This is a genomic window from Bradyrhizobium sp. Y36 (assembly GCF_002531575.1).
Lineage (GTDB): Bacteria > Pseudomonadota > Alphaproteobacteria > Rhizobiales > Xanthobacteraceae > Bradyrhizobium.
The window spans coordinates 78,041-105,011 of record NZ_NWTI01000005.1; the positions used below are offsets into that span (position 1 = coordinate 78,041).

Sequence of the window (26,971 nt, forward strand, 5' to 3'; positions counted from 1 at the left end):
TTGGCTACCCCTCTCCCCCGCCCTCCCCACAGGGGGGAGGGAGCGCAGTTTGCGCTTTGGCTGGCATCCCGCTCGCCACACTCCCTCGGCACGCACGAGCTGATAAGCTCTATCCGCGGACAACAACGTGCCGGCATCACCGGCCCAGCCTGAGGAACGCCCCATGCCGAAACCACAGATCAATGTGCGGTGGATCGTCGCCGCCATCGTATCGGTCAGCCTCGTCACGTTCGGCCCTTTGCGCGCCGCATCGGTCGCGCCGGTCGCTGCGGAAAACGGCATGGTGGTTTCCGCGCAGCATCTGGCAACCCAGGTCGGCGTCGAAGTCCTCAAGCGCGGGGGCAACGCCGTCGATGCTGCGGTAGCCGTCGGCTATGCCCTCGCGGTGGTCTATCCGGCAGCCGGCAATCTCGGCGGCGGCGGCTTCATGACGATCCAGCTCGCCGACGGACGCAAGACCTTCCTCGATTTCCGCGAGACCGCCCCCAAGGCGGCGACCGCCAACATGTACCTCGACACGGACGGCAACGTCATCAAGGGCATCTCGACCAAGGGACATCTGGCCGTCGGCGTGCCGGGATCCGTCTCGGGCATGGAATATGCGCGCGAGAAATACGGCACCATGAAGCGCGCCGATCTGCTCGCACCCGCGATCCAGCTCGCCGAGCAGGGCTTTGTGCTCGACCAGGGTGACATCGACCTGCTGCGCACGGCAACCAATGATTTCAAGGAGGACCCCGCCTCGAGCGCCATCTTCCTCAACAACGGCCAGCCGTTCAACGTCGGCGAAAAGCTGGTGCAATCCGAGCTGGCGAAAACCCTGCGCGAGATCAGCGGCAAGGGCACGGACGGCTTCTACAAGGGCTGGGTCGGCAGCGCCATCGTGGCCTCGAGCCAGGCCGGCAAAGGTCTGCTGACGCAAGACGATCTCGACGGCTACAAGACGCGCGAGCTCGCCCCGGTCGAGTGCGACTACCGCGGCTATCACGTGGTGTCCGCGCCGCCGCCGAGCTCGGGCGGCGTCGTCATCTGCGAGATCCTGAATATCCTCGAAGGCTATCCGCTGAAGGAGCTGGGCTATCACTCCGCAGCGGCCACGCATGTGCAGATCGAAGCCATGCGCCACGCCTACGTCGACCGCAACAGCTACCTCGGCGATCCCGACTTCGTGAAAAATCCGCTCGATCGCCTGCTCGACAAGGCTTACGCCGCCAGGATCCGCGCCGTGATCGATCCGAACAAGGCGGGCGTGTCCAAGGACATCAAGCCGGGCGTTCCGCCGCACGAGGGCAGCAACACCACGCACTATTCGATCGCGGACAAGGACGGCAACGCCGTGTCCGTCACCTACACGCTGAACGACTGGTTCGGCGCCAAGGTGACGGCGGCAAAGACCGGCGTGCTGCTGAACGACGAAATGGACGACTTCACCGCCAAGGTCGGCGTGCCGAACCTGTACGGCCTGGTGCAGGGCGAGGCCAACGCCATCGCGCCCGGCAAGCGGCCGCTGTCGTCGATGAGCCCGACCATCGTCAGCAAGGACGGCAAGCCGGTGATGGTGGTGGGCACGCCGGGCGGCAGCCGCATCATCACGGCCGTGCTGCAGACCATGATCAACGCGATCGACTATGGCATGAACGCGCAGGAGGCCGTCGACATGCCGCGGATCCACCAGCAATGGCTGCCTGACATCACCAATGTCGAGAGCTATGCGCTGTCGCCGGACACGCAGAAGATTCTGGAGGGAATGGGCCACAAATTCGGCCCGCCACAACCGGCCAACCACCTGGCCGTCATCATCGTCGGCGCGCCGGCGCTGAACGGCAAGCCAGTCGGCAACAACCGCTATTACGGCGCCAACGACCCGCGCCGGAACAGTGGGCTGGCGGCCGGCTATTGATCACGCCGGCGACGCCAGTCCGCAGTGCACAGCGCGGATGAAGCGAGGCGCGCGTCAGGCTGCGGATGCAGGCGTGGGGCAATTGGTCAGCCGCGCGGGATTGCCAACGGCGGTGCAGCCGGCGGGGATGTCCGAGGTCACGACCGTGCCGGCGCCGATCTTGGCGAGATCGCCGATGCCGACGTCGCCGAGGATGCTCGCGCCGGCGCCGATATAGACGCCGCGTCCGATCCGCGGTGAGCGCGTCGGCAGCTCGTTGCCGCGGCCGATGCTGACATTCTGGAGGATGGTGACCTCGTCGCCGATCACGACATGGGCGCCGATCACGATGCCCGTGGCGTGGTCGAGATAGACTGACGAGCCGATGCTGGCCGCCGGATGAATGCTGACCTGCAAGACGTTCGAGGCCTCGTTCTGAAACAAGAGCGCGGCGTCGCGCTGGTCGTGACGCCACAGCCAGTTCGAGACGCGCCAGGCCTGCAGCGCGACGTAGCCCTTGAAGTGCAGCAACGGCGCCAACAGGCTGGCGATGGCGGGATCGCTGCGCACGATGGCCTGCAAGTCGCGGCCAGCCGCTTCAATCAATTCCGGCGAGCCGCGAAAGGCGCCGTGGGAAAAGGCGGTGAAACGCGACTGCTCCGCGGCGTTGCCGCCCAGCCTGCGCCCGATCAGGCCGGCGATGGCGGCCGCGAGATCGTCATGGGCGAGGACGGCCTCCGTCAGCGACGTGCCGAAGACGGGATCGGATGCAACCGCACGCTGCGCCTCGTCGCGGATTGCCTGCCAGAGACCATTGTCCGTCGTCGCCTTTGCAGCTGCCGTCATCGCCACCTCCGGTATCCAGAGACTTCCTCATATAGATCGTCGGCAACCGGCCCGCCACGCCCCAGGCGAATGCGCCCTCCCGAGCACCATGCCGCAGCCCCCCGTGAGGCTACGAGCTTGCGTGCCGGGCAGCGGCAACCATATAGTCCGTGGGATTTTCGGCCGACGCTGCTTGGGCCGGGATGTCCATGCAAAGCAGCTCGTTCAAGCCCCCGCGGTGGTCCGCCAGCCGCGGGTTTTTCGTACCCGGCCGCCTCCAATGCTGCCGCCACGACATCCCGGATTTCCGTCACTCGAGGTCACACCAACACATGTCGCCCAACGCGCCCGCCGACGACCACCACGACGACGTCATGTACCCCTCCGCCATTCCGTTCGTGCTGGTTCATCTCGGCTGCTTCGCGGCGATCTGGTCGGGCGTCACGTGGCAGGCCCTGGCGCTCTGCGGGTCGCTGTATGTCATGCGAATGTTCGGGGTCACGGCAGGCTACCACCGCTATTTCTCGCACAAGGCGTTTGCCACCGGCCGGGTGTTCCAGTTCGCCCTCGCCTGCCTTGCGCAAAGCACGGCGCAGAAAAGCGTGCTGTGGTGGGCGGCCAAGCATCGCCACCATCATCTGCATTCCGACACCGAGCACGACGTGCATTCGCCGCGCCAGCGCGGCTTCCTGTACAGCCATCTCGGCTGGATCTTCTACCGCGAGCACGACGCGACCGACCTCGTGAAGGTCGGCGATCTCACGGTCTATCCCGAGCTGATGTGGCTGCATCGGCTGGAGCTGCTGCCGGCCTTCGTGCTTGCAGGGCTCTGCTTCCTGGTGGCGGGATGGTCGGGCCTGATCGTCGGCTTCCTGTGGAGCACGGTGCTGGTCTATCACGCGACCTTCTGCATCAATTCGCTGGCCCATGTACGCGGCCGCAAGCGCTACGTGACGGGCGACGATTCCCGCAACAATTGGCTGCTGGCGCTGCTCACCATGGGCGAAGGCTGGCACAACAATCACCACGCCTATCAGAGCAGCGTGCGGCAGGGCTTCTACTGGTGGGAGATCGACGTCACCTATTACGTCCTCAAAGTGCTGTCCTGGTTCGGAATCGTCTGGAACATGAAGGCGCCGCCCGAACAGGTCCTGCGCAACGAACAGCCGCTCGGCGCCCGCGTCATCAACCGCGCCGCCCGCGAGCTTGCCGGGCGGTTCGATGCACACGCCCTGGCGCACGCCATCTCGTCGGCGCTGCACCGGGCCGATCCGGCCCAGTTGCAGCTGCCGACGCTGCACGACATTCTCAATCGCGCGCATGAGGGCGTCGACGCACTGACCCATCTGCATCTGCCGAAGATACCAACCCGCGACGAGTTTCTCGCCGAGGCCAAGGCGATCTTCGCGCGAACGCGATCCCTCAACGAGATCGTGGACCACGCCTACGACCACTTCCTGGCTTCGGTTCGCGCGCAGCTCGTGACGGTGCGCTGAACCGTTTCTCGTCGAAGCGGATCGGTGCCGGTCATGCTGCTGGGCGCGTGCGTCGCAGGCGCTGGCGGCGGATCAGGACCGCGCCGATCCCGAAGCGCGATGAGATCTGGATGAATCATCACCGCGCTTTCGGTTGTTGCTTGCGCATGACCTTTCCGGAAAACCGCGTCGCACTTTTCCGGATCATGCGTCAGAGTTCGATCTTCAACCGCTTTGCCGTTTGAGGCCCGACCTGGCCATCGACGATGAGTCCTTTGGTCGCCTGAAAAGCCGCGACCGCCGCCACCGTCAGGTCGTTGTATTCACCGTCGATCGGCCCCGGATTGAACCCCAGCTCCTTCAAGGCGCGCTGAATATCTCGAACGACGGACGCCTTCATGCCCGGCTGCCCGAGCGCATAGAGCTGGCTCGGCCCCGCCAGGTCGAGGTCTTCGCCCGCGTTCCCGTACGTGAATTTCGGCAGGAAGACGCCCGTATTCCAGTTCCGGCCCGATACCTTGCCGCGACGAACGCCATAGGCCGTGCCCATCGCCTCCACGGTGCCGCCCTTGCCGTCGCACACGACGATGTGCCCCATCATGCCGGGGCCCGGCGGATAGCGAAGCAGAATGCCTCCCACCGTTGCGGCTGCCTGCTGCCACGGAACGCGTTTTCCAAGCTTCTGTGAATCGGTTTTCCAGGCGCCCGTATAGGCCTCGACCGTCGCGGGATTGCCTTTGTCGTCGACGCAGCCGTACAGGAATCCGCCGACCTGATACACCAGCCAGGACATGAACTCCGCACAGTCCCATGGACCGTGCCAGTTCTTGTTGTTCTTGGGAACGCAGACGTTGACGTATTTCTCGCCAATACGGGTCTCGGCCAGCTTCAGCATCTTTTCGCCGTCGGTCATGCTCATTTCCTTTGCGTGATGAAACTCGTCCTTTGCGTGATGAGACTCGCTAAAATTCGGCCCTCGATCTCGAGACATTCATCTGCGAAGCTCCGACGGAGCTCGCGCGTCAATTGCGACAAGCGCATCAGGAGCGCTCTGAAGCGGTCCTTGCGTTCAGGCGGAGCTTCAACGCCGCCAGCGTGACCAGGCCGGCATTTCCATCGACCGGTATGTTGGCTTGGCGTTGAAACCACTCGACCGCCTGCGAGGTGGCGGGACCATATCGTCCGTCCACCACAAGCGCAGGCTCGGCCCCGAGATCGTTCAGGGCCTCCTGAAGCTCGCGCGTTTCGTCCGAAGCGGTCGCGGTTTTCCAGGCCACCTGGCTCGCGCCGTTCTTGCCGATCGCGCTCCACACGGTCTCGAACAGCTCCGTGCGGCCGCTCAGGCCGTTGTAGCCGCCGTTGATGATCCGCGTGATCGTACGGATGTCGTTCTGATCCGCATGAGCGTTCAGCCCGCCCTCATTCCATTCGTTGAGGGCGGGAAGGAGAGCCGCTTCGGGCGCAACAATCAGATCGGGGTTGTTGTAGAAGTCCACTCCCGCAAGCTTGCCCATGCAGGTGTAATTGGCGCCGCCCGTCGTCTGCAACAGGCCGCCGCCACGATATTTGTATCCGTCTCCGGGCTTGGTGTTGCCGAGGTCCTTCGCCTTCTTCGGATTACCCAGTCCGTAGACACGCTCGGCCAATGCGCGATCATTGTTGAGATATTGATCGACCTCATCGCGGCGAATGGCCGCGCTGTGATTGCCGACGCCGAAGATCTCGAGAAGGCGCGCCGCGGTCTTGTATTTGAGACTCTCGAACAGGACCGTACCGCGACCCGTCTCGTACAGGGCTTGGGCGAGGAAGTGCGCGATGCGCAGGGGAGTGTTGATCTTGAAGCGGTCGAAGATCTCGTCGCCGTCTTCAAAGGCCTTGAGATAATTGGGATAGCAGCGAGGGGCCACTTTCCGAACGATCGATACGATTCGCACGAAAATACTCCCGACCATTCAGTCAAATATCATCGCATGAAACGGCCCGAGAGTACGCATGGCACCCTGTGGTTGCAAGGGGAGATTGGATTTCGGAGCGGGTCGCATCGCCGCACGTCGGCGGCATCCGAGGCGACGTCCGGCCATCGGCGAGCGTTGCAGACGCGATCAATTGCACGTCCGCGCGCGGACGCTCGAAGCGGTTCCCAAAAACCGAACCGCCCGCCTGCGGGTTGCGCAGACGGGCGGCTCGGGGCCATCAGGACTTTGGGGGCATGCGCCTGAAGGCTTTGCGAGGTGCAGCCTCGAAGGTCAGGCTCGAAGGTCAGCCCTGCTGCTGGTCGGTCGGCGGCGGGGTCGGACGCGTCTTGTGCTGCGCCATGAACTGGTCGAACTCTTCCTTGTCCTTGGCGTGGCGCAGACGGTCGAGGAAGTTCCTGAACTCGACCTGCTCTTCCTCGAGCCGGCGCAGCGTCTCAGAACGGTACTCGTCGAAGGCACGGTTGCCGGAGGACGGCGGGCCGAAGCCAAAGCCGAAGCCGTGGCGCTCCATGCGACCGCGCATGCGGTCCATCTTGTACTGCATCCGCTCCATCTTGTTCTGCCAGCGATCCTGGTGGCTCCAGCACGACATTCTTCTGCTCCCGAGTGTGAAAAAGAGAAGGGCAAGTCCGATCGGCCACCAGATGATGAAGCCGAGAATGGTCACGGCGATCCAGCCGGGATGCCAGGGCGTATCGAGCATGCGGGGACGCTCGTACTGCTGGTATTGGTCCGAAGGGCCGCGCCAGCGATTGACGTCAGCGGTGTAGGCCATTTCCCATCTCCATCACGGCACCAGCGCCGTTGTGAATGTAAATAACATTTACATAGCTAGACGATCCCGCGATTTTGTCAAGCTGGCCGCCAGACACGCCCGCGTGATTATTTGCGCAATCTTATTTCGGCTTGCCCCAGGGACCGGCTGGAGCGCCGCCCGGGGGCACGCTCGAACCGGAGGAGGCCTCCGGTGGCACCGGCGGCGGCTCGGCGCCTTTCGCCGGCGGACGGCGATCCGTCGGGAAACCGAGCCCGCGCAGATAGATCAGCACCTCCGCCTCGAGCAGCTCATCGGGCGACATCGGCAGCTTTCGCCGCGCGGCATCGCCGCGCGAGAACAGCGAGGCCACGCCGTGCGCCATCGACCAGATGTGCAGCGCCATCATCATGGCCGGCGGGCGCGGCATGCCGGGCGGCGCCAGCGCCGCGAGCCGCTCGGCCGCGGCGCGAATGATGTTGAAAGCGCGCTCGCTGGCGGCCTGCAGCGCCGGATTGGCGTCCACGGGCAAGCCGGATTCAAACATCGCGTTATAAAAGGCGGGCTCTTCGCGGGCGAAAGCGAGATAGGCCCTGCCGACGCGCTCGAACGCAGTGACCGTGTCGGGCCGCCCGTCGTCCCAGGCCGCGGTCAGACGGGCCTCGAACTGCTCGAAGCCGCGCTGGGCGATCGAGGACAGCAGCTCGTCGCGGTCGCGAAAATGCCGGTAGGGCGCCGCCGCGCTGACGCCGGCCATGCGTGCGGCATCGGCAAAGGTGAAGCCGGCCGCGCCCTTCTCGGCGATCAGCCCGAGAGCGGCCTGCAACAAGGCTTCCTTCAGATTGCCGTGGTGATAGCCGCGCTCGGCGCGGCGCTGCTCCTTGCGCCAGCTCATGTGAACGGCTTTTACATGAGCCGGATGAGAAGGTCACTAGCGCGAGGCGGATTGGTTAACCCGTATTTTCGCCGTCATTCCGGGACGATGCGAGGGCTTCGAGCCCGGAATGACGATCACGGTGACTTACATCTGTGGAATCGGCAGCACCGGCATGACCTCGATCGCTTCGCCCGGGAAGATCGCAAAATGCGGATGGTTCTCGAACAGTTTTGCCGCCGCCTCCTGCGAAACGGCCCGCACCACCGTGAAGCCGGTCAGGGCATTGCTGATCTCGGTGATGCCGCTTCCGTCGATCCTGCGGGTCTTGCCGAGCGGGCCGCCCAGCTCGACAATGACATCCCGGTGCTTCTCGACCCAGCCGTGCCAGGCGGCCATGCCCTCCCGCTCCCTTGCCTTCCGCTCGGCCTCCGGCATCGCCTGCCAGGCCTTCATCTTTTCGCCGCTCGCGCTGCCGAGATAGACGGCGAGGAATTTGTGCTCGGTGCTCATCGGTTCTCTCCCCTTGTTGAAGCTTGATGACAGCCGCGATTTCCGTCGCGACCACTGTGGCTACGTCTTCAGGCCGTCAAAACCGGCGGCGGCCGCTTGCACGTCAGGCGGGAGATCGCTGATCTCCTGCACCTGCCGGATTTCGATGATTTCATTCGGCGAGGCCGGGCACTGTTTTGCCCAGGCAATCGCCTCGGCTCGCGAGGCGACCTCGATCATCCAGTAGCCGCCCAAGACTTCCTTGGACTCGGCGAAGGGACCGTCCGTCACGACGGGTGCGCCGGTCGCAAACGAGACCCGCGCGCCCATCGACGGCGGATGCAGGCCTTCCAGCGTGATGAGGACGCCGGCATCCTTCAGCGCCTCGTTGTAGCGCATCATCGCGGCGACGCGCTCGGGATCGAGCTGCACGTCCGGCGGCGCGGCCTCGTAGCCGAGCGGAATCATCAGCATCATGAATCGCATGAGGTGTCCTCGTTACTCTTCGTCACTCCGGAGAGCCGAAATCGCGCCCCGTCCCCTCGGACGACGACGGTGCCCCTGTAAGACGAACGCGGCTCGACACGACCGACAAGGGCGTGAAAATTATCTCGGGGGCATTCCAGATGAGGGGAGCTGCGGGAACGTCGGCGGCGAGGCCCGCCCGCTCCGCTTGCGGAACTTCGTCAGCTCGCCGCGAAAAATAATTCGCCGTCGTCCGTACAAATACGAACCCGCCATATGAATTCCGCCGTGCATATAGAGCCAGAACGCTCGGCGGTTGAAATAGATGGCTGACGCACGTGAAATTGCGGAACCGGCCGCAGCCCTTGTCTGGGTTTACAGACGTTCAACGAGAGCATGCAACTTATCGGCGCAGGGGAAACGGTACGGCGAGCCTGCCGATCCGCTCCCGGGGATTTGCGGGGTTCACGTGTTCAATTTCCAGAGCAAGAAGGTCAGGCACGCGATCGCGGAGGTCGAGGCGCTCGATCGGTCGCAGGCCGTGATCGAATTCGGTCTCGACGGCACCATCCTCGATGCCAATGAGAACCTGCTCAAGATGAGCGGCTACACGCTGGCCGAGATCAAGGGCAAGCACCACAGCATCTTCGTCAGCCCGGCCGAGCGAGAGAGCGCCCGCTATCGCGACTTCTGGGCCAGCCTGAACCGCGGGGAATTCCAGACCACGCAATACAAGCGTTTCGGCAAGGGCGGCAAGGAACTCTGGATCCACGCGTCCTACGCGCCGCTGCGCGACGAGAACGGCAGGGTGGTCAGCTTCATCAAGTTCGCCACCGACATCACGGCGTACAAGATCAAGACCATGGAGGATGCCGGCAAGATCGCCGCGGTGAACCGCGCGCAGGCCGTGATCGAGTTCGAGATGGACGGCACCATCATCAGCGCCAACGAGAACTTCCTGAATGCGATGGGCTACTCGCTCGACGAGATCAAGGGCAAGCATCACAGCATGTTCGTGACGCCCGAGGACCGCGCGAGTGCGGCCTATGCCGCGTTCTGGGCCAAGCTGAACCGCGGCGAGTTCGAGGCCGCCGAATACAAGCGGCTCGGCAAGGGGGCGAAGGAAATCTGGATCCTTGCGACCTATAATCCGATCCTCGACGAAAACGGCAAGCCGTTCAAGGTGGTGAAGTTCGCGACCGACGTCACCGCGCAGAAGATGAAGGCGGCCGACAATGACGGCCAGCTCGCCGCGATCCAGAAATCGCAGGCGGTGATCGAGTTCAACATGGACGGCACGATCCGAACCGCCAACGAGAATTTCTTGAAGGCGATGGGCTATTCGCTGGCGGAGATCAAGGGCCAGCACCATTCCATGTTCGTCGAGCCGAGCGAGAAGAACTCGCCGGCCTATCGCCAGTTCTGGGAGACCCTCAACCGCGGCGAATACCAGGCCGCCGAATACAGGCGCATCGCCAAGGGCGGCCGCGAGATCTGGATCCAGGCGTCCTACAACCCGATCTTCGATCTCAACGGCAAGCCCTACAAGGTGGTGAAATACGCCACCGACATCACCGCGCAGGCGATCGGCCGCAAGAAGGCCGACAACGCGCGCGGGCTGATCGAGGCGGTCGCAGCCGGCAGCGAGCAGATGAGCGCCTCGATCCGCGAAATCTCGGAGACCATGGCGAAGTCGCGCGAGAATTCCAAAGTCGCGACCAACCGGGTCGAATCCGCCGACGGCCAGGCCCAGAAGCTGACCGCGGCTGCGCAGGCCATGAGCGGCATCGTCGAGATGATCTCCGGCATCACCAGCCAGATTAACCTGCTTGCGCTCAACGCCACGATCGAATCCGCCCGCGCGGGCGAGGCCGGCCGCGGCTTTGCGGTGGTGGCGTCGGAGGTGAAGAGCCTCGCGAACCAGGCCAAGCAGGCGACCGACACCATCACGTCCGAGATCGACGCATTGAACACCATCTCGGTCGACGTCGCCAGCTCCCTGACCGCGATCAAGGTCGCGATCGCCGGCGTCAGCGAGTTCATTGCCTCCACCGCCGCCGCGGTCGAGGAGCAGAGCATCGTCACGGCCGACATGTCGGCCAATATGCAGCGCGCCTCGGCGGAACTGTCGTAAGGGCTCGCTCCGCTGTCCCCGTCGTCCCGGCGCTCGCCGTCTCTGCGGCGTCATGGCGAGCGCAGCGACACAATCCAGTGTCTCTCCACCGGGGGATTCTGGATTGCGTCGCTGCGCCCGCAATGACGGAGCAAGGGTCAGCATAGCTCTTCCTCACCAGCATCGATCCGCAGTAAAAGGAACGCCCTCACGCATTCCCTTTTTCGAGCCAGGACAGACCAGCCCATGCCGCAAGCCCCGCACAAAGTCGCCCTCGTCACCGGAGCCGCGCGCGGCATCGGACTTGCGACCGCGAAGAAGTTCCTGGCCGAGGGCTGGCGCGTCGCGCTGCTCGACATCGAGGGCGAGCTGCTCAACCGGGCGGTCGCCGACATTGGCCAGGACGAAGCGACGCTGGCACTGACCTGCGACGTCTCGGACGCAGCCGCAGTGAGCGATGCAATGGAGGCGGTCGAGGGCCGGTTCGGCCGCCTGGATGCGCTCGTCAACAATGCCGGCATCGCGGTGTTCGCGCCGCTGATGGAGACATCCGAGATCGACTGGCGCCGCGTGCTCGAAGTCAATCTCACCGGTCCCTTTCTTTGCACCAAGGCGGCGGTGCCCCTGATGCGCGAGGGCCATGGCGGCGCCATCGTCAACATCACCTCGATTTCGGCGGTGCGCGCCTCGACGCTGCGCTCGGCCTACGGCACCAGCAAGGCCGGGCTGGCGCACCTGACCAAGCAGCTCGCGGTCGAGCTCGCCTCGCTCAACATCCGCGTCAACGCGGTCGCGCCGGGCCCGGTCGACACGGCGATGGCGAAGCAGGTGCACAGCAAGGAGATCCGCGCCGACTATCACGATGCCATTCCGCTCAACCGCTACGGCCTCGAGGAAGAGCTTGCGGACGCGATCTACTTCCTGTGCTCGGGCCAGGCGAGCTACATCACCGGACAAATTTTGGCCGTTGATGGCGGCTTCGATGCGGCGGGTATCGGCCTGCCGACGCTGCGCGGGCAACGGCGGAACGGGTAGGCACGGAAATTGTAGGGTGGGCAAAGGCGCAAAGCCTCCTGCCCGCCACTCTTCCGACATGATGCGACAATGGTGGGCACGCTACGCTTTGCCCCCTACGGAACCGAGCTTGTGGAGTGCTCCATGCGACGTGCTTTCGTCAAAGCCCTGATGCTCGCATCGGCACTGCTCGCCGTCACACCCGCCGTCGCCGAAATCCGCATCATCCAATCTCCGGGTGGACAGGTCGGACCGTTCCTCGATCTGTTCGAGAAGGTGCGCGAGAGCGGCGAGCGCGTGGTGATCGACGGTCCATGCCTGTCCGCCTGCACACTGGTGCTGAGCATCGTGCCGGACGAGCGCATCTGCGTCACTAAGCGCGCCGTGCTCGGCTTCCATGCGGCACGTTCGGTGGACCGGCGCGGTCGCTTCTATGCCGAGCCGGAAGCATCGGTCGCGGTGCTTGCGGCCTATCCCGGCCCGGTGCGCGACTGGATCAGTCGCCGCGGCGGCCTCACCTCGCGTTTGCTCTTGCTGAAAGGGCGCGATCTCGCCGCGATCTATCCGCGCTGCCGCTGAAGCGTCCGACAGCTGCCACGAATGTGACGTCGATGCGTCCTGTATACCGCGTCACATGAAACACGCTTGACTTGAAGGCACTTGGCTGGCTCGAGGCCGTAAGGCAGGTTCCCTGGCGCCAGCGATATATTCGCACCGGGGCTCTACGCCATCACGCTGTGGCTGCCTTCAATAGAGAGTCTGAATCACCGGCACCAGCTTCATGCTGGCGCAGATAAGCATTCCCCATAGGGCAAAATTGATCTGCAGCGCCGCCGCCATCGGTCGCTCCCCTTCCAAGTGACGTCCACCCCAGTTTGTAGATTTTATGAATCACCAATAGCGATTCTAACGTGCAGATCACAGCCCAATATTGCGCCAATTGTTGTGCAATGCGAACCGCATTGTTTCACGAAGCGGCCTCACTGCTCGCGCAATGTCATGTGAACCGTTCGTTCATTCCTCGACCATGCCGGCCAACCGATTTGGGTTAAGTTCCATTTGACCGACGCGATGTGAGCTTCCTAGACGGCGCTTGCACGTCACGCACCGAAGTCTGGATCCGGCATGATGCGACATGGCATTGTCTTGCTCACTTTCTGCACAGCGCTGCTTGGATGTGCAGTCGCGCCGGCGCAGGAGCGTCGTCCGATCGCTTGGGACGGCCTCGGCCAGGACCCCAACAAGAGCTTGAATCGTCCCCATGTCGGCAAGCGGCGCGCAACGCCCCCTGCGCCCGCCGCAACCGATCCCAATCAGGAGCGGGAAAGAGTGCTCGGCACCTTGCGGCCATACTCGGAAGCGTGGTGGGCGGTGTATGACGAGATCGAAGCGGAGCGCGACAAGCAGCTCGGCACCAAGCTCGTGATCTGCCCGCGCTGCGTTCAGCCGCGACAGGACGAAGACGTGACCGGATCGATCCGCTGAGCGGCTCGCGGCCGTTCCGGGCGCGACGCGACAAATCCATTCATCCCCTCTCCCGCAACGATGGAGAGAGGGGACCGTTGCTCAATCAATCATGCGCGCAGTTTACGCGTCACATTCCTTCCGCCGGGCAGTTCACCATCCAGGGAATGCCGAACTTGTCGACGCACATGCCAAATCCCTTGGCCCAGAACGTCTTGCTGAAGGGCATGGTGACGGTGCCACCGTCGGCAAGCGCGTTGAACTTGCGCTCGCCGTCCGCGGGGTCCTTGACCGTGAACGAGATCGAAAAGCCCTGCGGCTTGTTGAAGTGCTCGGGCGGCACGTCGGACGCCATCAGCACGCTGCCGTCGGGCAGCGACATCCGCGCATGCATGATCATCTTCTCCCGGCCGGGTGCGGCAGGCATGTCCGGCGGCGCATCCGATGAGCGCATCATCGCGTCGATCTTGCCGCCCAAAATCTTGGCGTAGAAGTTGAACGCAGCTTCGCAAGTGTCCTGATAGAACAGATAGGCATTGAGCATCGTTTCTCTCCTCTTCGCTTGCAGCGAGGCTTATTGCTTCTCGGTCAGCTTCTTCAGGCTGCCGAGGCCGGCCTCGAAATCCTTGCCGATCATGCTGTCCATGTTGATGAACACCTGCATGACCTTGGACATGAACGGAGCCGGACCGTACATCGCCCATGTGACCAGAGTGGCATCGCCTTGCGGCACAAAGGTGAACTCGGCGGTGTTGTGGCCTTCGAACGGCCGCTCGAAATCGAGCTTGATGCGAAGTCTTGACGGCCCGCTCGCCTCGAGGATCTCCATGTGGCCGGCGCCGACATTGTTGTTGCCGTCCCAGGCATAGGTCGCGCCTTTTCCTTCAGGGATTCCGCCGAAGGTCCGCTTCATGGCGGGATCACGGGCTTCATAGGGCGACCAGCCGGTCCAGCGGTGGAAATCGGCCACCTGCGGATAGATCGCGTCGGCCGGCGCCTTCACGGCGAGCGAGCGTTCGACGCGGAATGTGTCGGGTTTCGTCAAGGCGAAGACGAGAACCCCGGCTACGCCGACGGCGAGCACGATGGCGATGATGGCAATGGCTTTCAGCATGGATGGCTCCGTGGATACGGGCTAAGGACGAACGGAGATCACCGGGGCCGACAAGGGCGGACGAATCTTTTCGTCATGGCCGGGCTTGTCCCGGCCATCCACGTTCTTGAACGCCGGCGGCAAGACGTGGATGCCCGGATCAAGCCCGGGCATGACGGCGGAGGGGGTCTCGCGCGTCACGTCGCCTTCGCACTCTGCCGGGCGACGCCCTCCTTCGGCTGGCTATCCCGTATCAGGCGATCGAGATGCATGCGGATGTGGGCGGCTTCCGCCGACGTGTTTGCGAGTGCGATGGCACGGTCGAAGGCGACGCGCGCTTCGTCGTTGCGGCCGAGCTGCATCAGGAAGGCGCCGCGCACGCCGTAGAAATGGAAGTAGTTGGCAAGCTTCGGCGCGAGCGGCTCGATCAGATCGAGGGCGGCTTGCGGCCCGCGGACCTTGGCGACCGCGACCGCGCGGTTGAGCGTCACCACGGGAGACGGCTGCACGACCTCGAGCGCGCCGTAGAGCAGGTCGATCTGCGCCCAGTCGGTCTGCTCCGGCGTCGCCGCGCGGGCATGCAGCGCGGCGATCGCGGCCTGGATCTGGTAGGGGCCGCTGCGGCGGTGGCGCATCGCCTTGTCGATCAGCGCCAGCCCTTCGGCGATCATGGTGCCGTTCCACAGCGCGCGGTCCTGATCGTCCAACAGGATCAGCGAGCCGTCAGCCGCAAAGCGCGCCGCGCTGCGCGCATGCTGCAGCAGGATGAGCGCCGTCAGCCCCATGATCTCGGGCTCGCTCTGGAACAGCCGCAGCAGCAGCCGGGCAAGCCGGATCGCCTCCTCGCAGAGCGGCTTGCGGATCTCGGCGGTGTCGCCGCTGGCCGAATAGCCCTCGTTGAAGATCAGATAGATCATCGCCGCGACACCGGCGAGCCGCTCGGAGCGCTCGACCGCGCCGGGCGCCTCGAACGGCGTCCCGGCTTCCGCAACCTTCGCCTTGGCGCGGGTGATCCGCTGCTCCATCGCCGCGTCCGAGACCAGGAAGGCGCGCGCGATCTGCTTCACGGTGAGACCCGAGACGATGCGCAGCGCCAGCGCGATCTGCTGCGTCGCCGGCAATTGCGGGTGGCAGCAGATGAACATCAGCCGCAGGATGTCGTCGCGGTAGTGCGAGCCGTCGAGCCGCTCGGCCAGCGCGCCTTCGGCGTCATCGAGATCGGAGATCGCCTGGTCGTCCTCCGGCAGCGGCTGCTGCCTGCGGGTGCGTCGCACCTCGTCGATGGCGGCATTGCGGCCGACCATGATCAGCCAGGCCGCGGGATCGCGCGGCGGCCCGTTCTGCGGCCAGCTCTTGAGCGCGCGCAAGGAGGCGTTCTGGAATGCCTCCTCGGCCGTGTCGAGATCGCGGAAATAACGCAGCAGCGCACCGACCGCCTGGGGGCGCGCCGAGGTCAGCGCGGTCTCGATCCAGCCGGTGTCGGCTTCGCTCACGTCAGGATCCCTCCGGGCCGAAACACGCCGACGGGACGCACCTCATAGGCGCCGCCGGGATTGGCCGCACCGAGATCGCGGGCGACGTCGAGCGCGTCGTCGAGATTCTTGCAGTCGACGATGTAGAAGCCGAGCAGTTGCTCCTTGGTCTCGGCATAGGGGCCGTCAAGCACCAGCGGCGGATCTTCCTTGCGCAAGGTGGCCGCCGCCGTGGTCGGCAGCAGCCGCGCGACCGGCCCGAGCCGGCCCTCCTTGGTGAGCCTCTCCTGCACCACGGCAAGCTTCTTCATCACGGCCTCGTCCTGCTCCTTGCTCCAGGAGCCGACGAAGTCCTCATCGTGGTAGCAAAGGATTGCATAGAGCATGGGCGACATTTTCCTCGGGGCTTGTTCTGAAGACGGTCCACTATGCCCGGGTCCGACAGGGCTGCGGAAAAAAATAGCAGGAAATATCGGGCAGGTCGTGCCAAGGAGGGCCTTTGCAAGCGGAACCCGACGAGGCAATTCGAATGAGCATGGGCACACTGGCCGTCCTGATCAACAGCACGCAGCAGAACTGGCTGCCGGAGCGCTGGAAGGCCCGGTTCGACGCGGTGTGCGGCGGCCGCCGCGTGGTGCTGCTGCCCGATGCCGCGCTCGATCCGGCCGAGGTGCACTATGCCACGGTGTGGAAGCCGGTGCCGGGCGACCTCGCCGCCTTCCCCAATCTGCGGGCGATCTTCAATCTCGGCGCCGGCGTCGATGCGCTGATGGCGGACAAGAGCCTGCCCGATGTGCCGCTGGTCCGCGTCGCCGTGCCCGATCTCACCAATCGCATGACCGAATATGTGGTGCTGCACGTGCTGATGCACCACCGCCAGGAGCTCTATCTGCGGGACTCGCAGCGCGAGAAGCGCTGGGAGCCGAAATATCAATGGCCGGCCAGCGCGGTGACGGTCGGCGTCATGGGATTGGGCACGCTCGGCGCGGACGCCGCCGACGTGCTGCGGCGGCTCGGCTTCCGGGTCGCCGGCTGGAGCCGCAGCCCCCGCACCATCGCGGGCATCGAATGCTTCCATGGCGCCGACCAGATCGATGCCTTCCTGCGCAGGACCGACATCCTGGTTTGCCTGCTGCCGCTGACGCCGGACACGCACGGCATCCTCAACCGCGACGTCTTCGCAAGACTCAACCGCAACAGCCCGCTCGGCGCGCCGGTGCTGATCAATGCCGGCCGCGGCGGCTTGCAGAACGAAGCCGACATCCTCGCCTGCCTCGACGACGGCACGCTGGGCGCCGCCTCCCTCGACGTCTTCGTGCAGGAGCCGCTCGCAGCGGACAGCCGGTTCTGGACCCACCCCAAGGTGGTGCTGACGCCGCACAACGCCGCCGACACCGACGCGGACGCGATCTCGATCTATGTCGCCGAGCAGATCACGCGGTTCGAGGCGGGCGGTGCGCTGGAGAACGTGGTGGACCGGGCAAGGGGGTATTAGGCCGCTCCCACAACCACCGCGCTCCGACGGTATCCCGTTCACGCTCTCTTAGCGAGAACTTGATAAGCGTTCTTAACCAACGGTCAAACAACGAGTCGGAAATGCGCACGAGCCTCGGCCTCAGGATGCGGATCACGGTTGCCCTCGCGGTGACGGCGGCGGCGACCGCCTTGTTTGCCGTGCTCGGGGCGATGTGGATCATCGCCGGCATCATCGACCGCGCCGATCAACGCGAGCTGCGCAGCCATTACGATGCCCTGCTGTCGCGGATTGCGGAGGAGTCGCACCGCGCCGCCGCCATGAGCACGGTGGTGGCCGCAATGCCCGCGACGCAGGATGCGATGGCCAGGCAGGACCGCAACGCGCTGATGGCCCTGTTCGGGCCGGTGTTTGCCGCCACCAAATCGGAATACGGGGTCGAGCAGTTCCAGTTCCATGTGGCGCCGGCGACCTCGTTCCTGCGCGTGCATCAGCCCGCGAAATTCGGCGATGATCTCTCCGGCTTCCGAAAGACGGTGCTGGTCGCCAATCAGGAGCACAAGATCGTGGTCGGGCTCGAAGGCGGCGTGGCCGGGCTCGGGATCCGTGGCGTGGTGCCCGTCGCGCAAGGGGGCAAGCAACTCGGCACGGTCGAATTCGGCCTGACCTTCGGCCAGTCCTTCCTCGACGATTTCAAGACCAACCGCCACGTCGACATCGCCTTCCATCTCGCCGACGGCTCGGGTTTCAAGCTGTTCGGCGGCACGCTGAAGGGCAAGAGCTTCTTCGACGCGGCCGATTATGGCCGCGCCAGCGCGGGCCACTTCGCCGTGAAGCAGGCCAAGCTCGACAATACGCCGGTCGCATCGCTGCTCGGACCGATCAAGGACTTCTCCGGAAAGCCGCTCGGCGCCGTCGAATTGGTGATGGACAATGCCGATTACGAAGCCTCGGCGGACCGCGCCTGGCTGCTGGCCATCGGCATCGCGGCGCTCGGCCTCGTCCTGGCCGCGATCGTCGGTTATCTCATTGCCCGCAGCATCTCGCGTCCGATCATCTCCATCACGTCCGTCATGCGCGAGCTCGCCGACGGGCGCATCGATGTCGCCGTTCCCGCCAGCAAGGCGAATGACGAGGTCGGCGCGATGGTGAAGGCGGTCACGGTGTTCCGCGACAATGCCGTGCGATTCAACGCGCTCCAGACCGAGCAGCTGGAGGCCAAGGCGCAGTCGGAAGCGGAGAAGCGCCGCGCCTTCGCCGCACTTGCCGACAATTTCGAGGCCAGCATCCGCGACGTCGTCACCACGGTATCATCGGCCGCGGTCGAGATGGAGCATACCGCGCGGTCGATGTCGGCCATCGTCGAGCAGTCCCGACAGCAAACGCGCGCGGTGTCCTCGGCCTCGACGCTGGCCTCGGAGAACGTGCAGACCGTCGCGGCAGCGGCGGAGCAGCTGTCCTCCTCGATGACCGAGATCAGCCGGCGCCTGGCGCACGCGACCGAGGTGGTCGGCCAGGCCGCCAGCGACGGTCGGCAGTCGAATGCGCGCGTGCAGAGCCTGGCGGAGGCCGCACAGAAGATCGGCGACGTCGTCTCCTTCATCAACGGCATCGCCGGCCAGACCAATCTGCTCGCGCTGAACGCGACCATCGAAGCGGCGCGCGCGGGCGAAGCCGGCCGCGGCTTTGCCGTGGTCGCTTCCGAGGTCAAGGCACTCGCGACCCAGACCGCGAAGGCGACCGAGGAGATCGGCGCGCAGGTCACGGCGGTGCAGGGCGAGACATCAGGCGCGGTGGACGGCATCCAGTCGATCTGCGCGACGATCCAGCAGGTCGACGAGATCTCCGCCGCGATTGCCGCCGCCGTCGGCCAGCAGGGCACTGCGACGCAGGAGATCGCGAAGAACGTCCAGCAGGCCGCCGCCCGCACCGGCGAGGTCTCGCAAAATATCTCGGGTGTCACGGCCGGCATCGCCGCGACGGGCACGGCGGCAGAGGAAGTGCTGGGTTCGGCGGTCGAGCTGTCGAAACAGTCGCAGCGGCTGCGGGACGAGGTGGATCGCTTCCTCGCGCAGATCCGCGCGGCGTAGCGGGACGCAACCAGCACGGCAAATTCGGTGTCGTCCCCGCGAAGGCGGGGACCCATCACCACAGGGAGAAGTTGCGGCGCGAGACTGGCAATTCCGAGTCTTCGCCAAATCACTCCCTGTGGCTATGGGTCCCGGGCTCGCGCTGCGCGCGCCCCGGGACGACAGCTTACGCTTTGGCCCCGACCATCACATCGATCGCGCCCTTGACGATCGCCTCCAGCTCCTTGCGCGACACGCGCGCGCGGGAGCGGATGGCGATGCTGTGCACGGTGGCTGAGGCGAGCTGGGCCAGCACGACCGGATCAGTGCTCTCCGGCAACTCGCCCTTCTCCCTGGCGCGGCGGAAGCAACTCGCAAAGGCCTTGTCGAGCTCGGTGAGACCGTCGAGCACCATGGCGCGAATATCGGGATCGCCAACGGCTTCCGACGCCGCGGTCACCACCGTGAAACAGCCGCGCGGACCGGTCTCACCCGACAGATAGATGTTCAGCGCGGAGGCGAAGATGCGCTCCAGCCGCTCGCGCACCGGCATCTCCTCGCGGAAGATCGCCGCCATCGAGGCCCGCGCCTCCTCGCGGTAGCGCTGATAGCTCTTGATGTAGAGCTCGCGCTTGTCACCGAAGGCGCCATAGAGGCTCGGGCGGTTCATGCCGGTCGCTTCGCTCAAATCATCGAGCGATGTCGCGGCAAAGCCCTGCTTGCGGAACAGGTCGAGCGCCTTGCCGAGCGCGACCTCCGGCTCGTAGGCGCGGGGGCGGCCGCGACGCTTCGGTTCGCCGCGGCGCTCGGGCTCACTGGCAGCAATTGGCGGCTTTGATTTTTGTACCATCTCGCAATTTAATCCTTGACCATCCCCATATTATGCAAGACAGTACAAAAATCAATCTGGCCAGGTTGAGCGAACACTCGAAGAGACGCTCCAAGCAATTGCCCAAGGAGGCTACAGATGGATCTCTATTTCTCGCCGCTCGCCTGTTCCATGGCGACCCGTGTCGCGCTGTATGAAGCCGGCGCCGAGGCGAACTATCTCGAGGTCGACCCGCCGACCAAGACCGTGCTGAACGACGGCTCCGACTTCCGCGCCGTCAACCCGATCGGCCTCGTGCCGACGCTGCGCACCGACGATGGCGTGATCCTGACCGAGAACGCCGCGATCCTGCAATACGTCGCCGACCGCTTCCCGCAATCGGGGCTCGGCGCCGCGGAGGGCATCGATCGCACGCGGCTGCATCAATGGCTCTGCTTCATCGGCACCGAACTGCACAAGGGCCTCTTCATCCCCGTGCTCGACCGCAAGGCGCCGCAGGAGACCAAGGCCTATGCGCTGGAGAAGAACCTGTCGCGGCTCGACTATCTCGACAATTACCTGAAAGGCCGCGACTTCCTGCTCGACCATTTCAGCGTGGCGGATGCTTACCTCGTCACCGTCATCAACTGGACCATGGCGACGCCGCCGATCGAGCTTGCGAAATGGCCAAACGTGAAGGCCTATTACGAGCGCCTGCGCCAGCGGCCGTCGGTGGCCAAGGCGATCGCGGAGGAGTTCGAGCTGTACAAGGCCGAGCTCGCCCGCAAGAAGGCGGCGGCGTAGGCCGGAGCTTTTGGCCACTGGACGTCTCTCGTGTCCCGGACGCGCTGCAGCGTTCTGACGCTGCTGCGCAGAGCCGGGACCCAGGGGCAGCACGTTCCGCTGCTACATGGGCCCCGGCTCTGCAGCGCACCACGCCGCGAAGACGCGGCGCGCTGCGCTGCGTCCGGGGCACGAGACCCTTGTTGGGTGATAAACATGGCTGCTCATTCTCGCGGCTCATTTCGCCCGAGCTTTGCTTGCGTCTCGCACCCTTATCTCAAGCAAGGGCGCAGGGAAGGCCGGGCGCCGGCTGGCACCCGAAGTCCCGCGTGTGCGAAAGACGCGCACGGGGTGGACGACAGGTGTGCCGGTCGCCCGGCCTTCCCTGCGCGATGGTTTTCACGGTGTCCTTCGTGCTCTCCTCGGGGAGCGCTGCACTATTGCCCCCGTCGCCTTGCGGTCTCAGATGCGCGCACCGGTTGGCTGCGACATCACCGCAGGACTTGACGCCAGAACCCCGGGCGTCAGGACCACACGACTTCTCCGTCCGCGCACATCTTCGCTGGGTTCTCCACGGCTGGCGTGCGCTCACCGTCGAGACCATTCGAAGACGCTGTCAGCGCCGTGTCGTATCGCGCCTGCCGCTGCTCACGGGTTTCCCCGCCCTGCAGCGCCATCCCGCGCCGACGCCGTCGCGGCCACCGCATCCCGGCCCGCGCTTCGTGACGATCGCGAAACGCCCCTCGTGGCGGGCGGGATGCGGAGGCTTGTACGGCAAAACCGAACTTCTGTAAATTCGAATATTTTTGGGCGGGGATCTCGACCCAGCGCTGGCGTGTTTTGCCCGTCGGGCACCACAACGGATGGTGGATGGGGCGAGCGGCCGCGCGGACGCCGTCTTGCCGGCGCGCGGGACCACCTTCCGAAAAGCCGGGGTTCTCAGGGAAATGGGAGCCCGCGCCAAAATTCTACACGCGAGAGTTGCGCGAAATACAAGCCGCGCGATAGGATGGCCGCAGCCGAGGAGCACCCGCCAAATTGCTGGCGGCGAAGTCTCCAGGGCTTTGTCGCGCCGTTCATATTCATTGTCAGGCAAGGGATTTTCGCCATGAACCGGGCTATCATTCATATTTGGTCCTGCGCAGCGGTCGGCGTTGCGCTGTTTTCCGTCGGCGAGGCGCAAGCCGCCTGCGATCCTCCGAGGGACATGAGGGACTGCGCGCGCATTCCGAAGGAAGTCTTTGCGCAGGAGAATCCCGCCCTCCCCGAGCCGCCATTCCTTGTCACCTATCCGGGCACGACGAACCAGCTGGCGCTAACAAATTTCGATCTCTTCCAATCCCCGGATCCCGTGCCGGGAGGCAACGGATGCCATCCGCTAAACCAGAGCGCATGCGCTGCCGTGTCGTCGGCTGATTTGACGAAGAGTAAGGTGGCGAAAAAGTCCACTCCCTTCGTGGTCAGATTCCAGAACGGCCGGTCCTTGCTCGCTGCCCCCGTAGCCGCCGCTCGCTGAGCATCGCCAACCCGGTCCGCGAGCGGAGACCCACGGTGCCGAGTCCCACCCGCGCAGCTACGACGCTGCGAGCCCTTCTGACTGCCGTGGCTCCGCTGCGGTATATTTTCTATGCCCTGCGGGATGTATTCGTCTGCCTCAGGGTCCTGCTCATCCCCGCCTGCCTGAGCGGCTTTGCATCGCTCGTTCTGTTCCTGCCGGATCAGACGCGCGACTATTATCGCCTGGTCGTCGAGAATCTCGCCGAGCAGATCGACGTCTCGCGGTGCGCGGCCGTCGCAGACGCAGTTTTTCCGATCGTGTTCCTGCTCGGCATGGCCGCGTGCCTGTTGTTCAGCACCATCGTGCTGCTGGTCGATCGAAACCGGCCAAGCCTGTACCGCACGGCCTGTGTCCGCTACGCCGTTCCGTTCCTGCCAATTCTGTTCGGCACACTGCCGCTCGTTGCCGCCATCGCGGGCTTTGCAGCCGGCGCAGACGCAATCAACCTCAAAGCCGAAACGACCTCGATCGACGAGATCGATGCATTCGGCGACCACGAATTCGCCAAGCAGCTGAAGACGCTTTTTGACTGGTCCAAGCGCGGCGACTGGTACTTCGAATTGGGACTGTGGGTTCTCGGCGCCGTCACCCTGTTATTCCTTCTGCGAAGCATATTTGTCGTGCACCTCAGCCGCCGGCTCGCGGCGCCTCAGAAGGCGTGGCTCCGGCAAATCGCAAATCGGACCTCCGCTGCCTCGCTCATCCTGTCCCTCGTCGCGGTGGTCGTGATCGCTGCATATCCAGTACCGATCGGTCAGACCCTGGGATCGATCTCCATATTTGCGATCTTCATCGGCTGTCTCACGCTGAATGCCACGGGCTTGAGCATATGGTCCCGGCGTCTCGACTTTCCCATCATTCCGGCGCTGCTCGCCGTGGCCGGCTTCCTGGCGTGGACCGACATCAACGACGATCACGAGCTGCGCCGCATTGACAAGAGCGGTCGGGAGGTCCGTTCGTCGGCAACGCCGACGGCTCGTCCTCCGGGCGACATCGAGGGCGAATTCGCGAAATGGTTTGATCTCCGGCCCGACAGGAAGAACCCCGAATTCAGTGCGGATCAAAGCTATCCGGTCTACATCGTCGCCGCGCAGGGCGGCGGTATTTACGCCGCCGCTCAGGCCGTGCAATTCCTGACCAAGCTGCAAACGACCTGCGAACGATTCGCCCAGCACCTGTTCGCGATCAGCGGCGTATCTGGAGGCAGCGTCGGCGCCGCGTTCTATGCCGCGATGACCGAAGAGTTCAAGCCGACGGAGCAACAATGCCGCAGCGTTGCCGAAATCGGCAGCAGCGGTCCCCGGAGTCCGGAAATGCGCGAAGCGCAGCAATCCGCATTTGAGCTCGTGCGCAACGATTACGACTTCCTCTCGCCGCTGGTCGCTTCGGCTCTCTTCCCCGATTTCGCACAACGCTTCTTCTGGCCAGCCAATCCAGCCTTGTCACGGGCCCGTGCGCTCGAACGGTCGATCGAGGCCGCGTGGGCGGATGTCGCAACCCGAAACTTCGGCGGAACCGGCCGGGATGCACTGAAGAGCGGGGTGCTGGCGTCCTGGAATCCAGCGGGCCTCAAGCCGGCGCTCTTCTTCAACACGACCGAAGTGGCATCCGGACGACGCCGCGTCATCGCACCGTTCGACATCGACAAGGAAAATCGAACCGATGCACAAATCCTGCCGCTGACCCAGGACTATGACATTCCCCTGAGCGTCGCGGCGGTCGCCAGCGCGCGCTTTCCCTGGCTAACGCCCGCGGCCTGGTTTTGGGACAGCGGGTCGACGGCAATCCCACCAGACAAGAGCGACATCACGAGATTTCATGTCGTCGACGGCGGATATTTCGAGAATTCCGGCGTGACCACCGCGGTCGATATCATCAATCGTCTTCAGCGCCGGGCGGATGCGTGCTGCAAGCAGGCCCGCTTCCATCTCATCGTTCTGACATCAGGCAAGTACAGCGAGGGCAGCTCCAGCGCGTTCAGCGAGGCCGTATCCCCGGTGGTCGCACTGTTCAACAGCCGAACGGCACGAACCTATTCGACCGTCGATCTGGCGACACGGGATCTCGGCGTCATCAAACGTGATGCCACGGACGTACGGGCACGGATCAGCCGGGTGCAAAGAGCCGATTTCGGGGACTACGTGATACCGCTGCCTCTCGGCTGGCGTCTGTCGAAAATGTCGGCGTCAGAGATATTCTTCCTGACGGGCCGCGCCGCACACTGTGTGCCCGACGAGGACTTCTTGCAGAAATCGAAGGTCACAGGGTTCGGCCCAGGCGATTGCGTGCAACGGCTGATCCTGCATCAGCTCCGCGGTGACGACCTCGATACGGCGCTCAGGGACGCGCAGGCAAGCCATCCGCAGGTCAAGCCATAGAGCAGGAGGTCTTGGTCGGAGGTCTTGGTCAGAGGTCTTTTGGTCGGAGGCCTGACAGCCCCCCGCCACCGATCCTCACCCGTACAGCACCCGCGGCAGGATCGTGACGATGCCGGGCCACAGCGTCAGCAGCAGCACGAAGCCGATCATGATGATCAGATACGGCATCGTGACGCGGGCGATGTAGCCGAGGCCGTCTTCCGTCAGGCCCTGGATCACGAACAGGTTGAAGCCGACCGGCGGGGTGATCTGCGCCATCTCGACCGCGAGCACGAGGAAGATGCCGAACCAGATCTCGTCGAAGCCGGCGCCCTTCACGATCGGCAGCACGATCGGCAGCGTCATCACGATCATCGAGAAGCCGTCGAGGAAGCAGCCCAGGATCAAATAGAAGATCACCAGCACGACGATCAGCATGAACGGCGACAGGCCGAGCCCCTTGACGAAGGCCGCGACCGCCTGAGGAATGCCGAGGAAGGCTGCGGCATTGCCGAGGATGGAGGCGCCGAGCACGATCAGCGCGATCATCGAGCAGGTCACGACCGAGCCGATCAGCACGTCGCGCATCACCTGCGTCGACATCGAGCCCTGCGCCCAGGCGACCAGCCCCGCGCCGAGCACGCCGACAGCGGCGGCCTCCGACGGCGTTGCGAGCCCGCCATACATCGAGCCGAGCACGCAGGCGATCAGGAACAGCGCGGGCGCGAGGTCCTTGAGCGCGGCAAAACGCTCGCCCCACGGCACCTGCGAGAGCTTGGCTTCCGTCTCCGGCACCATCGCGGGCTTGAGCGTGGCGTGCAGCATCACCCAGCCCATGAAGGTCGCGGCCAGCAGCAGGCCCGGCAGCACGCCCGCCGTGAACAGCTTCAGGATCGAGACGTCGCCGAGCACGCCGTAGATGATCATGATGTTGGACGGCGGGATCAGGAAGCCGAGCGTGCCGGCGCCGGCGAGCGAGCCGATCGCGATGTCGCGCGAATAGCCGCGGCGCAGCAGCTCGTTGAGCGACATGCGGCCGATCACCTGCGTGGTCGCCGCCGACGAGCCCGAGATCGCCGCGAAGATGGTGCAGCCGATCACGTTGACATGCAGCAGCCGGCCGGGCAGCAGCCCCGCCCACGGCGCGAGCCCCTGGAACAGCGAGCGCGACAGGCGGGTTCGAAACAGCAGCTCACCCATCAGGATGAATAGCGGCAGCGCCAGCAGCTCCTGCGTGGTCAGAATGTTCCAGGCGTATTGCGGCAGCAACTTGTCCAGCGGGATCGAGCGGAACATCGCAAGCAGCAGCGTCGCGGTGAGCGCAAGCGTGAGGCCGATCCAGACGCCGCACGCCAGCAGCGCAAACAGGATCGCGAACAGGGCGACGACTTCAATGGTCATGCGATCTTGAATCCCGATGCGAGCAAGGCGGTCATTCGACGGGCGAGGCCTTCATGCGGTGGTCCTCCAGCGGCAGGCCGAGCACGGCCTGGATCGCGCGCGCCAGGAACTGGAGCGTCAGCAGCAGCATGCCGAAGGTGACCACCGCTTCGGGAAACCACAGCGGCGTGTCGCTCGAGGTCGAGACCTGGCCGCGCGTGTACGCGGCAAAGGCGAACTTTGCCATCGCCGAGGTCAGGAACGCCATGAAGGCAAAGCCGGCCGCGGCCGAGAGGATCTCGAGCGCGCGCTGCACCGGCGCCGGCGTGTTCTTGAGCAGCAGCACGACGCGGATGTGGCCGCCGACGCGCAAGGTCATGGCGGCACCGAAGGTGAAGGATGCCGCCATCAGATAAGAAGAGTATTCCCACGCGATCGAGATCGTCGGCGGGAAGAACGGCAGGAAGTTGGAGAGGAAGCGGGTCGCGACCTCGCACAGCATCAGCAGCGTCAGCGTCAAGAGGCAGCCGCCGCCGATCCAGCCGTCGAGCCGGCCGAGCCGGTCGATGCCGTCGAGCAGGATGCGCAGCGGCGCGGGCGCCGCTGCGTTGAGGCTTTGCGGTGCTTCGGACGAAACGCTCACCAC

General features: G+C 64.7%; 25 protein-coding genes. 11 read left to right on the top strand and 14 right to left on the bottom strand.

The genetic code is table 11. The features are described 5' to 3' along the window. Window positions 1-163 precede the first annotated feature (163 nt). Window positions 164-1,900 carry a gamma-glutamyltransferase gene (ggt, locus tag CO669_RS11105; RefSeq protein ID WP_198963954.1) on the top strand — a complete coding sequence of 579 codons (1,737 nt, stop codon included), beginning with the start codon at window positions 164-166 and terminating at the stop codon, window positions 1,898-1,900. 54 nt (window positions 1,901-1,954) lie between these two features. Here the strand turns inward: ggt and CO669_RS11110 are convergent, their stop codons facing one another. Continuing rightward, window positions 1,955-2,725 (bottom strand): serine acetyltransferase domain-containing protein, encoded by a 771-nt coding sequence (locus CO669_RS11110; RefSeq protein WP_097659848.1) that lies wholly within the window; start codon window positions 2,723-2,725, stop codon window positions 1,955-1,957. A 311-nt stretch (window positions 2,726-3,036) separates the two neighbouring features. Between CO669_RS11110 and CO669_RS11115 the strand changes: the two genes are divergently transcribed. Next, the gene (locus tag CO669_RS11115) at window positions 3,037-4,200 is read left to right on the top strand and encodes an acyl-CoA desaturase (RefSeq protein ID WP_097659849.1); all 1,164 of its coding nucleotides are present in this window, start codon (window positions 3,037-3,039) and stop codon (window positions 4,198-4,200) included. A gap of 190 nt (window positions 4,201-4,390) precedes the next feature. On the opposite strand, the gene CO669_RS11120 is transcribed toward CO669_RS11115, so the two are convergent. The 6 genes from CO669_RS11120 to CO669_RS11145 form a co-directional block, all read right to left on the bottom strand. Next, window positions 4,391-5,092 carry a peptidoglycan-binding domain-containing protein gene (locus CO669_RS11120; RefSeq protein ID WP_158228758.1) on the bottom strand — a complete coding sequence of 234 codons (702 nt, stop codon included), beginning with the start codon at window positions 5,090-5,092 and terminating at the stop codon, window positions 4,391-4,393. 127 nt (window positions 5,093-5,219) lie between these two features. Continuing rightward, window positions 5,220-6,113 carry a peptidoglycan-binding protein gene (locus tag CO669_RS11125; RefSeq protein WP_158228759.1) on the bottom strand — a complete coding sequence of 298 codons (894 nt, stop codon included), beginning with the start codon at window positions 6,111-6,113 and terminating at the stop codon, window positions 5,220-5,222. A gap of 325 nt (window positions 6,114-6,438) precedes the next feature. Continuing rightward, complete coding sequence (locus CO669_RS11130) at window positions 6,439-6,930, bottom strand: DUF2852 domain-containing protein (protein ID WP_097659852.1); 492 nt, start codon at window positions 6,928-6,930, stop codon at window positions 6,439-6,441. A 121-nt stretch (window positions 6,931-7,051) separates the two neighbouring features. Next, window positions 7,052-7,804: a TetR/AcrR family transcriptional regulator gene (locus tag CO669_RS11135; protein ID WP_097659853.1), complete on the bottom strand. Its 753-nt coding sequence runs from the start codon at window positions 7,802-7,804 to the stop codon at window positions 7,052-7,054. Between the two features lie 126 nt (window positions 7,805-7,930). Then, window positions 7,931-8,296: a YciI family protein gene (locus CO669_RS11140; protein ID WP_097659854.1), complete on the bottom strand. Its 366-nt coding sequence runs from the start codon at window positions 8,294-8,296 to the stop codon at window positions 7,931-7,933. Window positions 8,297-8,356: 60 nt separating this feature from the next. Further along, window positions 8,357-8,761: a YciI family protein gene (locus CO669_RS11145; protein ID WP_097659855.1), complete on the bottom strand. Its 405-nt coding sequence runs from the start codon at window positions 8,759-8,761 to the stop codon at window positions 8,357-8,359. A gap of 448 nt (window positions 8,762-9,209) precedes the next feature. On the opposite strand from CO669_RS11145, the gene CO669_RS11150 reads away from it, so the two are divergent. The 4 genes from CO669_RS11150 to CO669_RS11165 all read left to right on the top strand — a co-directional run bounded on the left by CO669_RS11150 (window position 9,210) and on the right by CO669_RS11165 (window position 13,352). Further along, complete coding sequence (locus CO669_RS11150; protein ID WP_097659856.1) at window positions 9,210-10,874, top strand: methyl-accepting chemotaxis protein; 1,665 nt, start codon at window positions 9,210-9,212, stop codon at window positions 10,872-10,874. 225 nt (window positions 10,875-11,099) lie between these two features. Next, window positions 11,100-11,888, top strand: coding sequence for an SDR family NAD(P)-dependent oxidoreductase (locus CO669_RS11155; RefSeq protein WP_097659857.1), 789 nt, complete (start codon window positions 11,100-11,102; stop codon window positions 11,886-11,888). A 123-nt stretch (window positions 11,889-12,011) separates the two neighbouring features. Further along, complete coding sequence (locus tag CO669_RS11160; RefSeq protein WP_097659858.1) at window positions 12,012-12,446, top strand: hypothetical protein; 435 nt, start codon at window positions 12,012-12,014, stop codon at window positions 12,444-12,446. 546 nt (window positions 12,447-12,992) lie between these two features. Continuing rightward, window positions 12,993-13,352, top strand: coding sequence for a hypothetical protein (locus CO669_RS11165; RefSeq protein WP_097659859.1), 360 nt, complete (start codon window positions 12,993-12,995; stop codon window positions 13,350-13,352). Window positions 13,353-13,461: 109 nt separating this feature from the next. On the opposite strand, the gene CO669_RS11170 is transcribed toward CO669_RS11165, so the two are convergent. From CO669_RS11170 to CO669_RS11185, 4 genes are all read right to left on the bottom strand, one after another. Next, window positions 13,462-13,875 (bottom strand): VOC family protein, encoded by a 414-nt coding sequence (locus CO669_RS11170; RefSeq protein WP_097659860.1) that lies wholly within the window; start codon window positions 13,873-13,875, stop codon window positions 13,462-13,464. A gap of 30 nt (window positions 13,876-13,905) precedes the next feature. Continuing rightward, on the bottom strand, window positions 13,906-14,445 hold the full coding sequence (locus CO669_RS11175) for an SRPBCC family protein (RefSeq protein WP_097659861.1): 540 nt from the start codon (window positions 14,443-14,445) through the stop codon (window positions 13,906-13,908). A gap of 176 nt (window positions 14,446-14,621) precedes the next feature. Beyond that, entirely contained in the window at window positions 14,622-15,917 is a 1,296-nt protein-coding gene (locus CO669_RS11180; RefSeq protein WP_097659862.1) for an RNA polymerase sigma factor, read from the bottom strand. Then, window positions 15,914-16,282 (bottom strand): YciI family protein, encoded by a 369-nt coding sequence (locus CO669_RS11185; protein WP_097659863.1) that lies wholly within the window; start codon window positions 16,280-16,282, stop codon window positions 15,914-15,916. The genes CO669_RS11180 and CO669_RS11185 overlap by 4 nt, the downstream gene beginning before the upstream one ends. 143 nt (window positions 16,283-16,425) lie before the next feature. Between CO669_RS11185 and CO669_RS11190 the strand changes: the two genes are divergently transcribed. Further along, on the top strand, window positions 16,426-17,391 hold the full coding sequence (locus tag CO669_RS11190) for a 2-hydroxyacid dehydrogenase (protein WP_097659864.1): 966 nt from the start codon (window positions 16,426-16,428) through the stop codon (window positions 17,389-17,391). Window positions 17,392-17,492: 101 nt separating this feature from the next. Then, complete coding sequence (locus tag CO669_RS11195) at window positions 17,493-19,460, top strand: methyl-accepting chemotaxis protein (protein ID WP_158228760.1); 1,968 nt, start codon at window positions 17,493-17,495, stop codon at window positions 19,458-19,460. Between the two features lie 166 nt (window positions 19,461-19,626). Here the strand turns inward: CO669_RS11195 and CO669_RS11200 are convergent, their stop codons facing one another. Then, a complete protein-coding gene (locus tag CO669_RS11200) occupies window positions 19,627-20,289 on the bottom strand; it encodes a TetR/AcrR family transcriptional regulator (protein ID WP_097659865.1) in 663 nt (220 codons plus the stop codon). A gap of 117 nt (window positions 20,290-20,406) precedes the next feature. Between CO669_RS11200 and CO669_RS11205 the strand changes: the two genes are divergently transcribed. From CO669_RS11205 to CO669_RS11215, 3 genes are all read left to right on the top strand, one after another. Continuing rightward, entirely contained in the window at window positions 20,407-21,051 is a 645-nt protein-coding gene (locus tag CO669_RS11205; RefSeq protein ID WP_097659866.1) for a glutathione binding-like protein, read from the top strand. A gap of 1,087 nt (window positions 21,052-22,138) precedes the next feature. Next, the gene (locus CO669_RS11210; protein ID WP_097659867.1) at window positions 22,139-22,546 is read left to right on the top strand and encodes a hypothetical protein; all 408 of its coding nucleotides are present in this window, start codon (window positions 22,139-22,141) and stop codon (window positions 22,544-22,546) included. Between the two features lie 35 nt (window positions 22,547-22,581). Then, window positions 22,582-24,966 carry a patatin-like phospholipase family protein gene (locus tag CO669_RS11215; RefSeq protein ID WP_143278655.1) on the top strand — a complete coding sequence of 795 codons (2,385 nt, stop codon included), beginning with the start codon at window positions 22,582-22,584 and terminating at the stop codon, window positions 24,964-24,966. A gap of 75 nt (window positions 24,967-25,041) precedes the next feature. Here the strand turns inward: CO669_RS11215 and CO669_RS11220 are convergent, their stop codons facing one another. Next, window positions 25,042-26,346 carry a TRAP transporter large permease gene (locus CO669_RS11220; RefSeq protein ID WP_097659869.1) on the bottom strand — a complete coding sequence of 435 codons (1,305 nt, stop codon included), beginning with the start codon at window positions 26,344-26,346 and terminating at the stop codon, window positions 25,042-25,044. Window positions 26,347-26,377: 31 nt separating this feature from the next. Beyond that, window positions 26,378-26,971 carry a TRAP transporter small permease subunit gene (locus tag CO669_RS11225; RefSeq protein WP_097660086.1) on the bottom strand — a complete coding sequence of 198 codons (594 nt, stop codon included), beginning with the start codon at window positions 26,969-26,971 and terminating at the stop codon, window positions 26,378-26,380.

Bases quoted from the DNA above. Each gene is read 5' to 3' on its own strand.
- ggt (WP_198963954.1), top strand. From the start codon at position 164: ATGCCGAAACCACAGATCAATGTGCGGTGGATCGTCGCCGCCATCGTA.
- CO669_RS11110 (WP_097659848.1), bottom strand. From the start codon at position 2,725: ATGACGGCAGCTGCAAAGGCGACGACGGACAATGGTCTCTGGCAGGCA.
- CO669_RS11115 (WP_097659849.1), top strand. From the start codon at position 3,037: ATGTCGCCCAACGCGCCCGCCGACGACCACCACGACGACGTCATGTAC.
- CO669_RS11120 (WP_158228758.1), bottom strand. From the start codon at position 5,092: ATGACCGACGGCGAAAAGATGCTGAAGCTGGCCGAGACCCGTATTGGC.
- CO669_RS11130 (WP_097659852.1), bottom strand. From the start codon at position 6,930: ATGGCCTACACCGCTGACGTCAATCGCTGGCGCGGCCCTTCGGACCAA.
- CO669_RS11135 (WP_097659853.1), bottom strand. From the start codon at position 7,804: ATGAGCTGGCGCAAGGAGCAGCGCCGCGCCGAGCGCGGCTATCACCAC.
- CO669_RS11140 (WP_097659854.1), bottom strand. From the start codon at position 8,296: ATGAGCACCGAGCACAAATTCCTCGCCGTCTATCTCGGCAGCGCGAGC.
- CO669_RS11145 (WP_097659855.1), bottom strand. From the start codon at position 8,761: ATGCGATTCATGATGCTGATGATTCCGCTCGGCTACGAGGCCGCGCCG.
- CO669_RS11155 (WP_097659857.1), top strand. From the start codon at position 11,100: ATGCCGCAAGCCCCGCACAAAGTCGCCCTCGTCACCGGAGCCGCGCGC.
- CO669_RS11160 (WP_097659858.1), top strand. From the start codon at position 12,012: ATGCGACGTGCTTTCGTCAAAGCCCTGATGCTCGCATCGGCACTGCTC.
- CO669_RS11165 (WP_097659859.1), top strand. From the start codon at position 12,993: ATGATGCGACATGGCATTGTCTTGCTCACTTTCTGCACAGCGCTGCTT.
- CO669_RS11170 (WP_097659860.1), bottom strand. From the start codon at position 13,875: ATGCTCAATGCCTATCTGTTCTATCAGGACACTTGCGAAGCTGCGTTC.
- CO669_RS11175 (WP_097659861.1), bottom strand. From the start codon at position 14,445: ATGCTGAAAGCCATTGCCATCATCGCCATCGTGCTCGCCGTCGGCGTA.
- CO669_RS11185 (WP_097659863.1), bottom strand. From the start codon at position 16,282: ATGCTCTATGCAATCCTTTGCTACCACGATGAGGACTTCGTCGGCTCC.
- CO669_RS11190 (WP_097659864.1), top strand. From the start codon at position 16,426: ATGAGCATGGGCACACTGGCCGTCCTGATCAACAGCACGCAGCAGAAC.
- CO669_RS11195 (WP_158228760.1), top strand. From the start codon at position 17,493: ATGCGCACGAGCCTCGGCCTCAGGATGCGGATCACGGTTGCCCTCGCG.
- CO669_RS11200 (WP_097659865.1), bottom strand. From the start codon at position 20,289: ATGGTACAAAAATCAAAGCCGCCAATTGCTGCCAGTGAGCCCGAGCGC.
- CO669_RS11205 (WP_097659866.1), top strand. From the start codon at position 20,407: ATGGATCTCTATTTCTCGCCGCTCGCCTGTTCCATGGCGACCCGTGTC.
- CO669_RS11210 (WP_097659867.1), top strand. From the start codon at position 22,139: ATGAACCGGGCTATCATTCATATTTGGTCCTGCGCAGCGGTCGGCGTT.
- CO669_RS11220 (WP_097659869.1), bottom strand. From the start codon at position 26,346: ATGACCATTGAAGTCGTCGCCCTGTTCGCGATCCTGTTTGCGCTGCTG.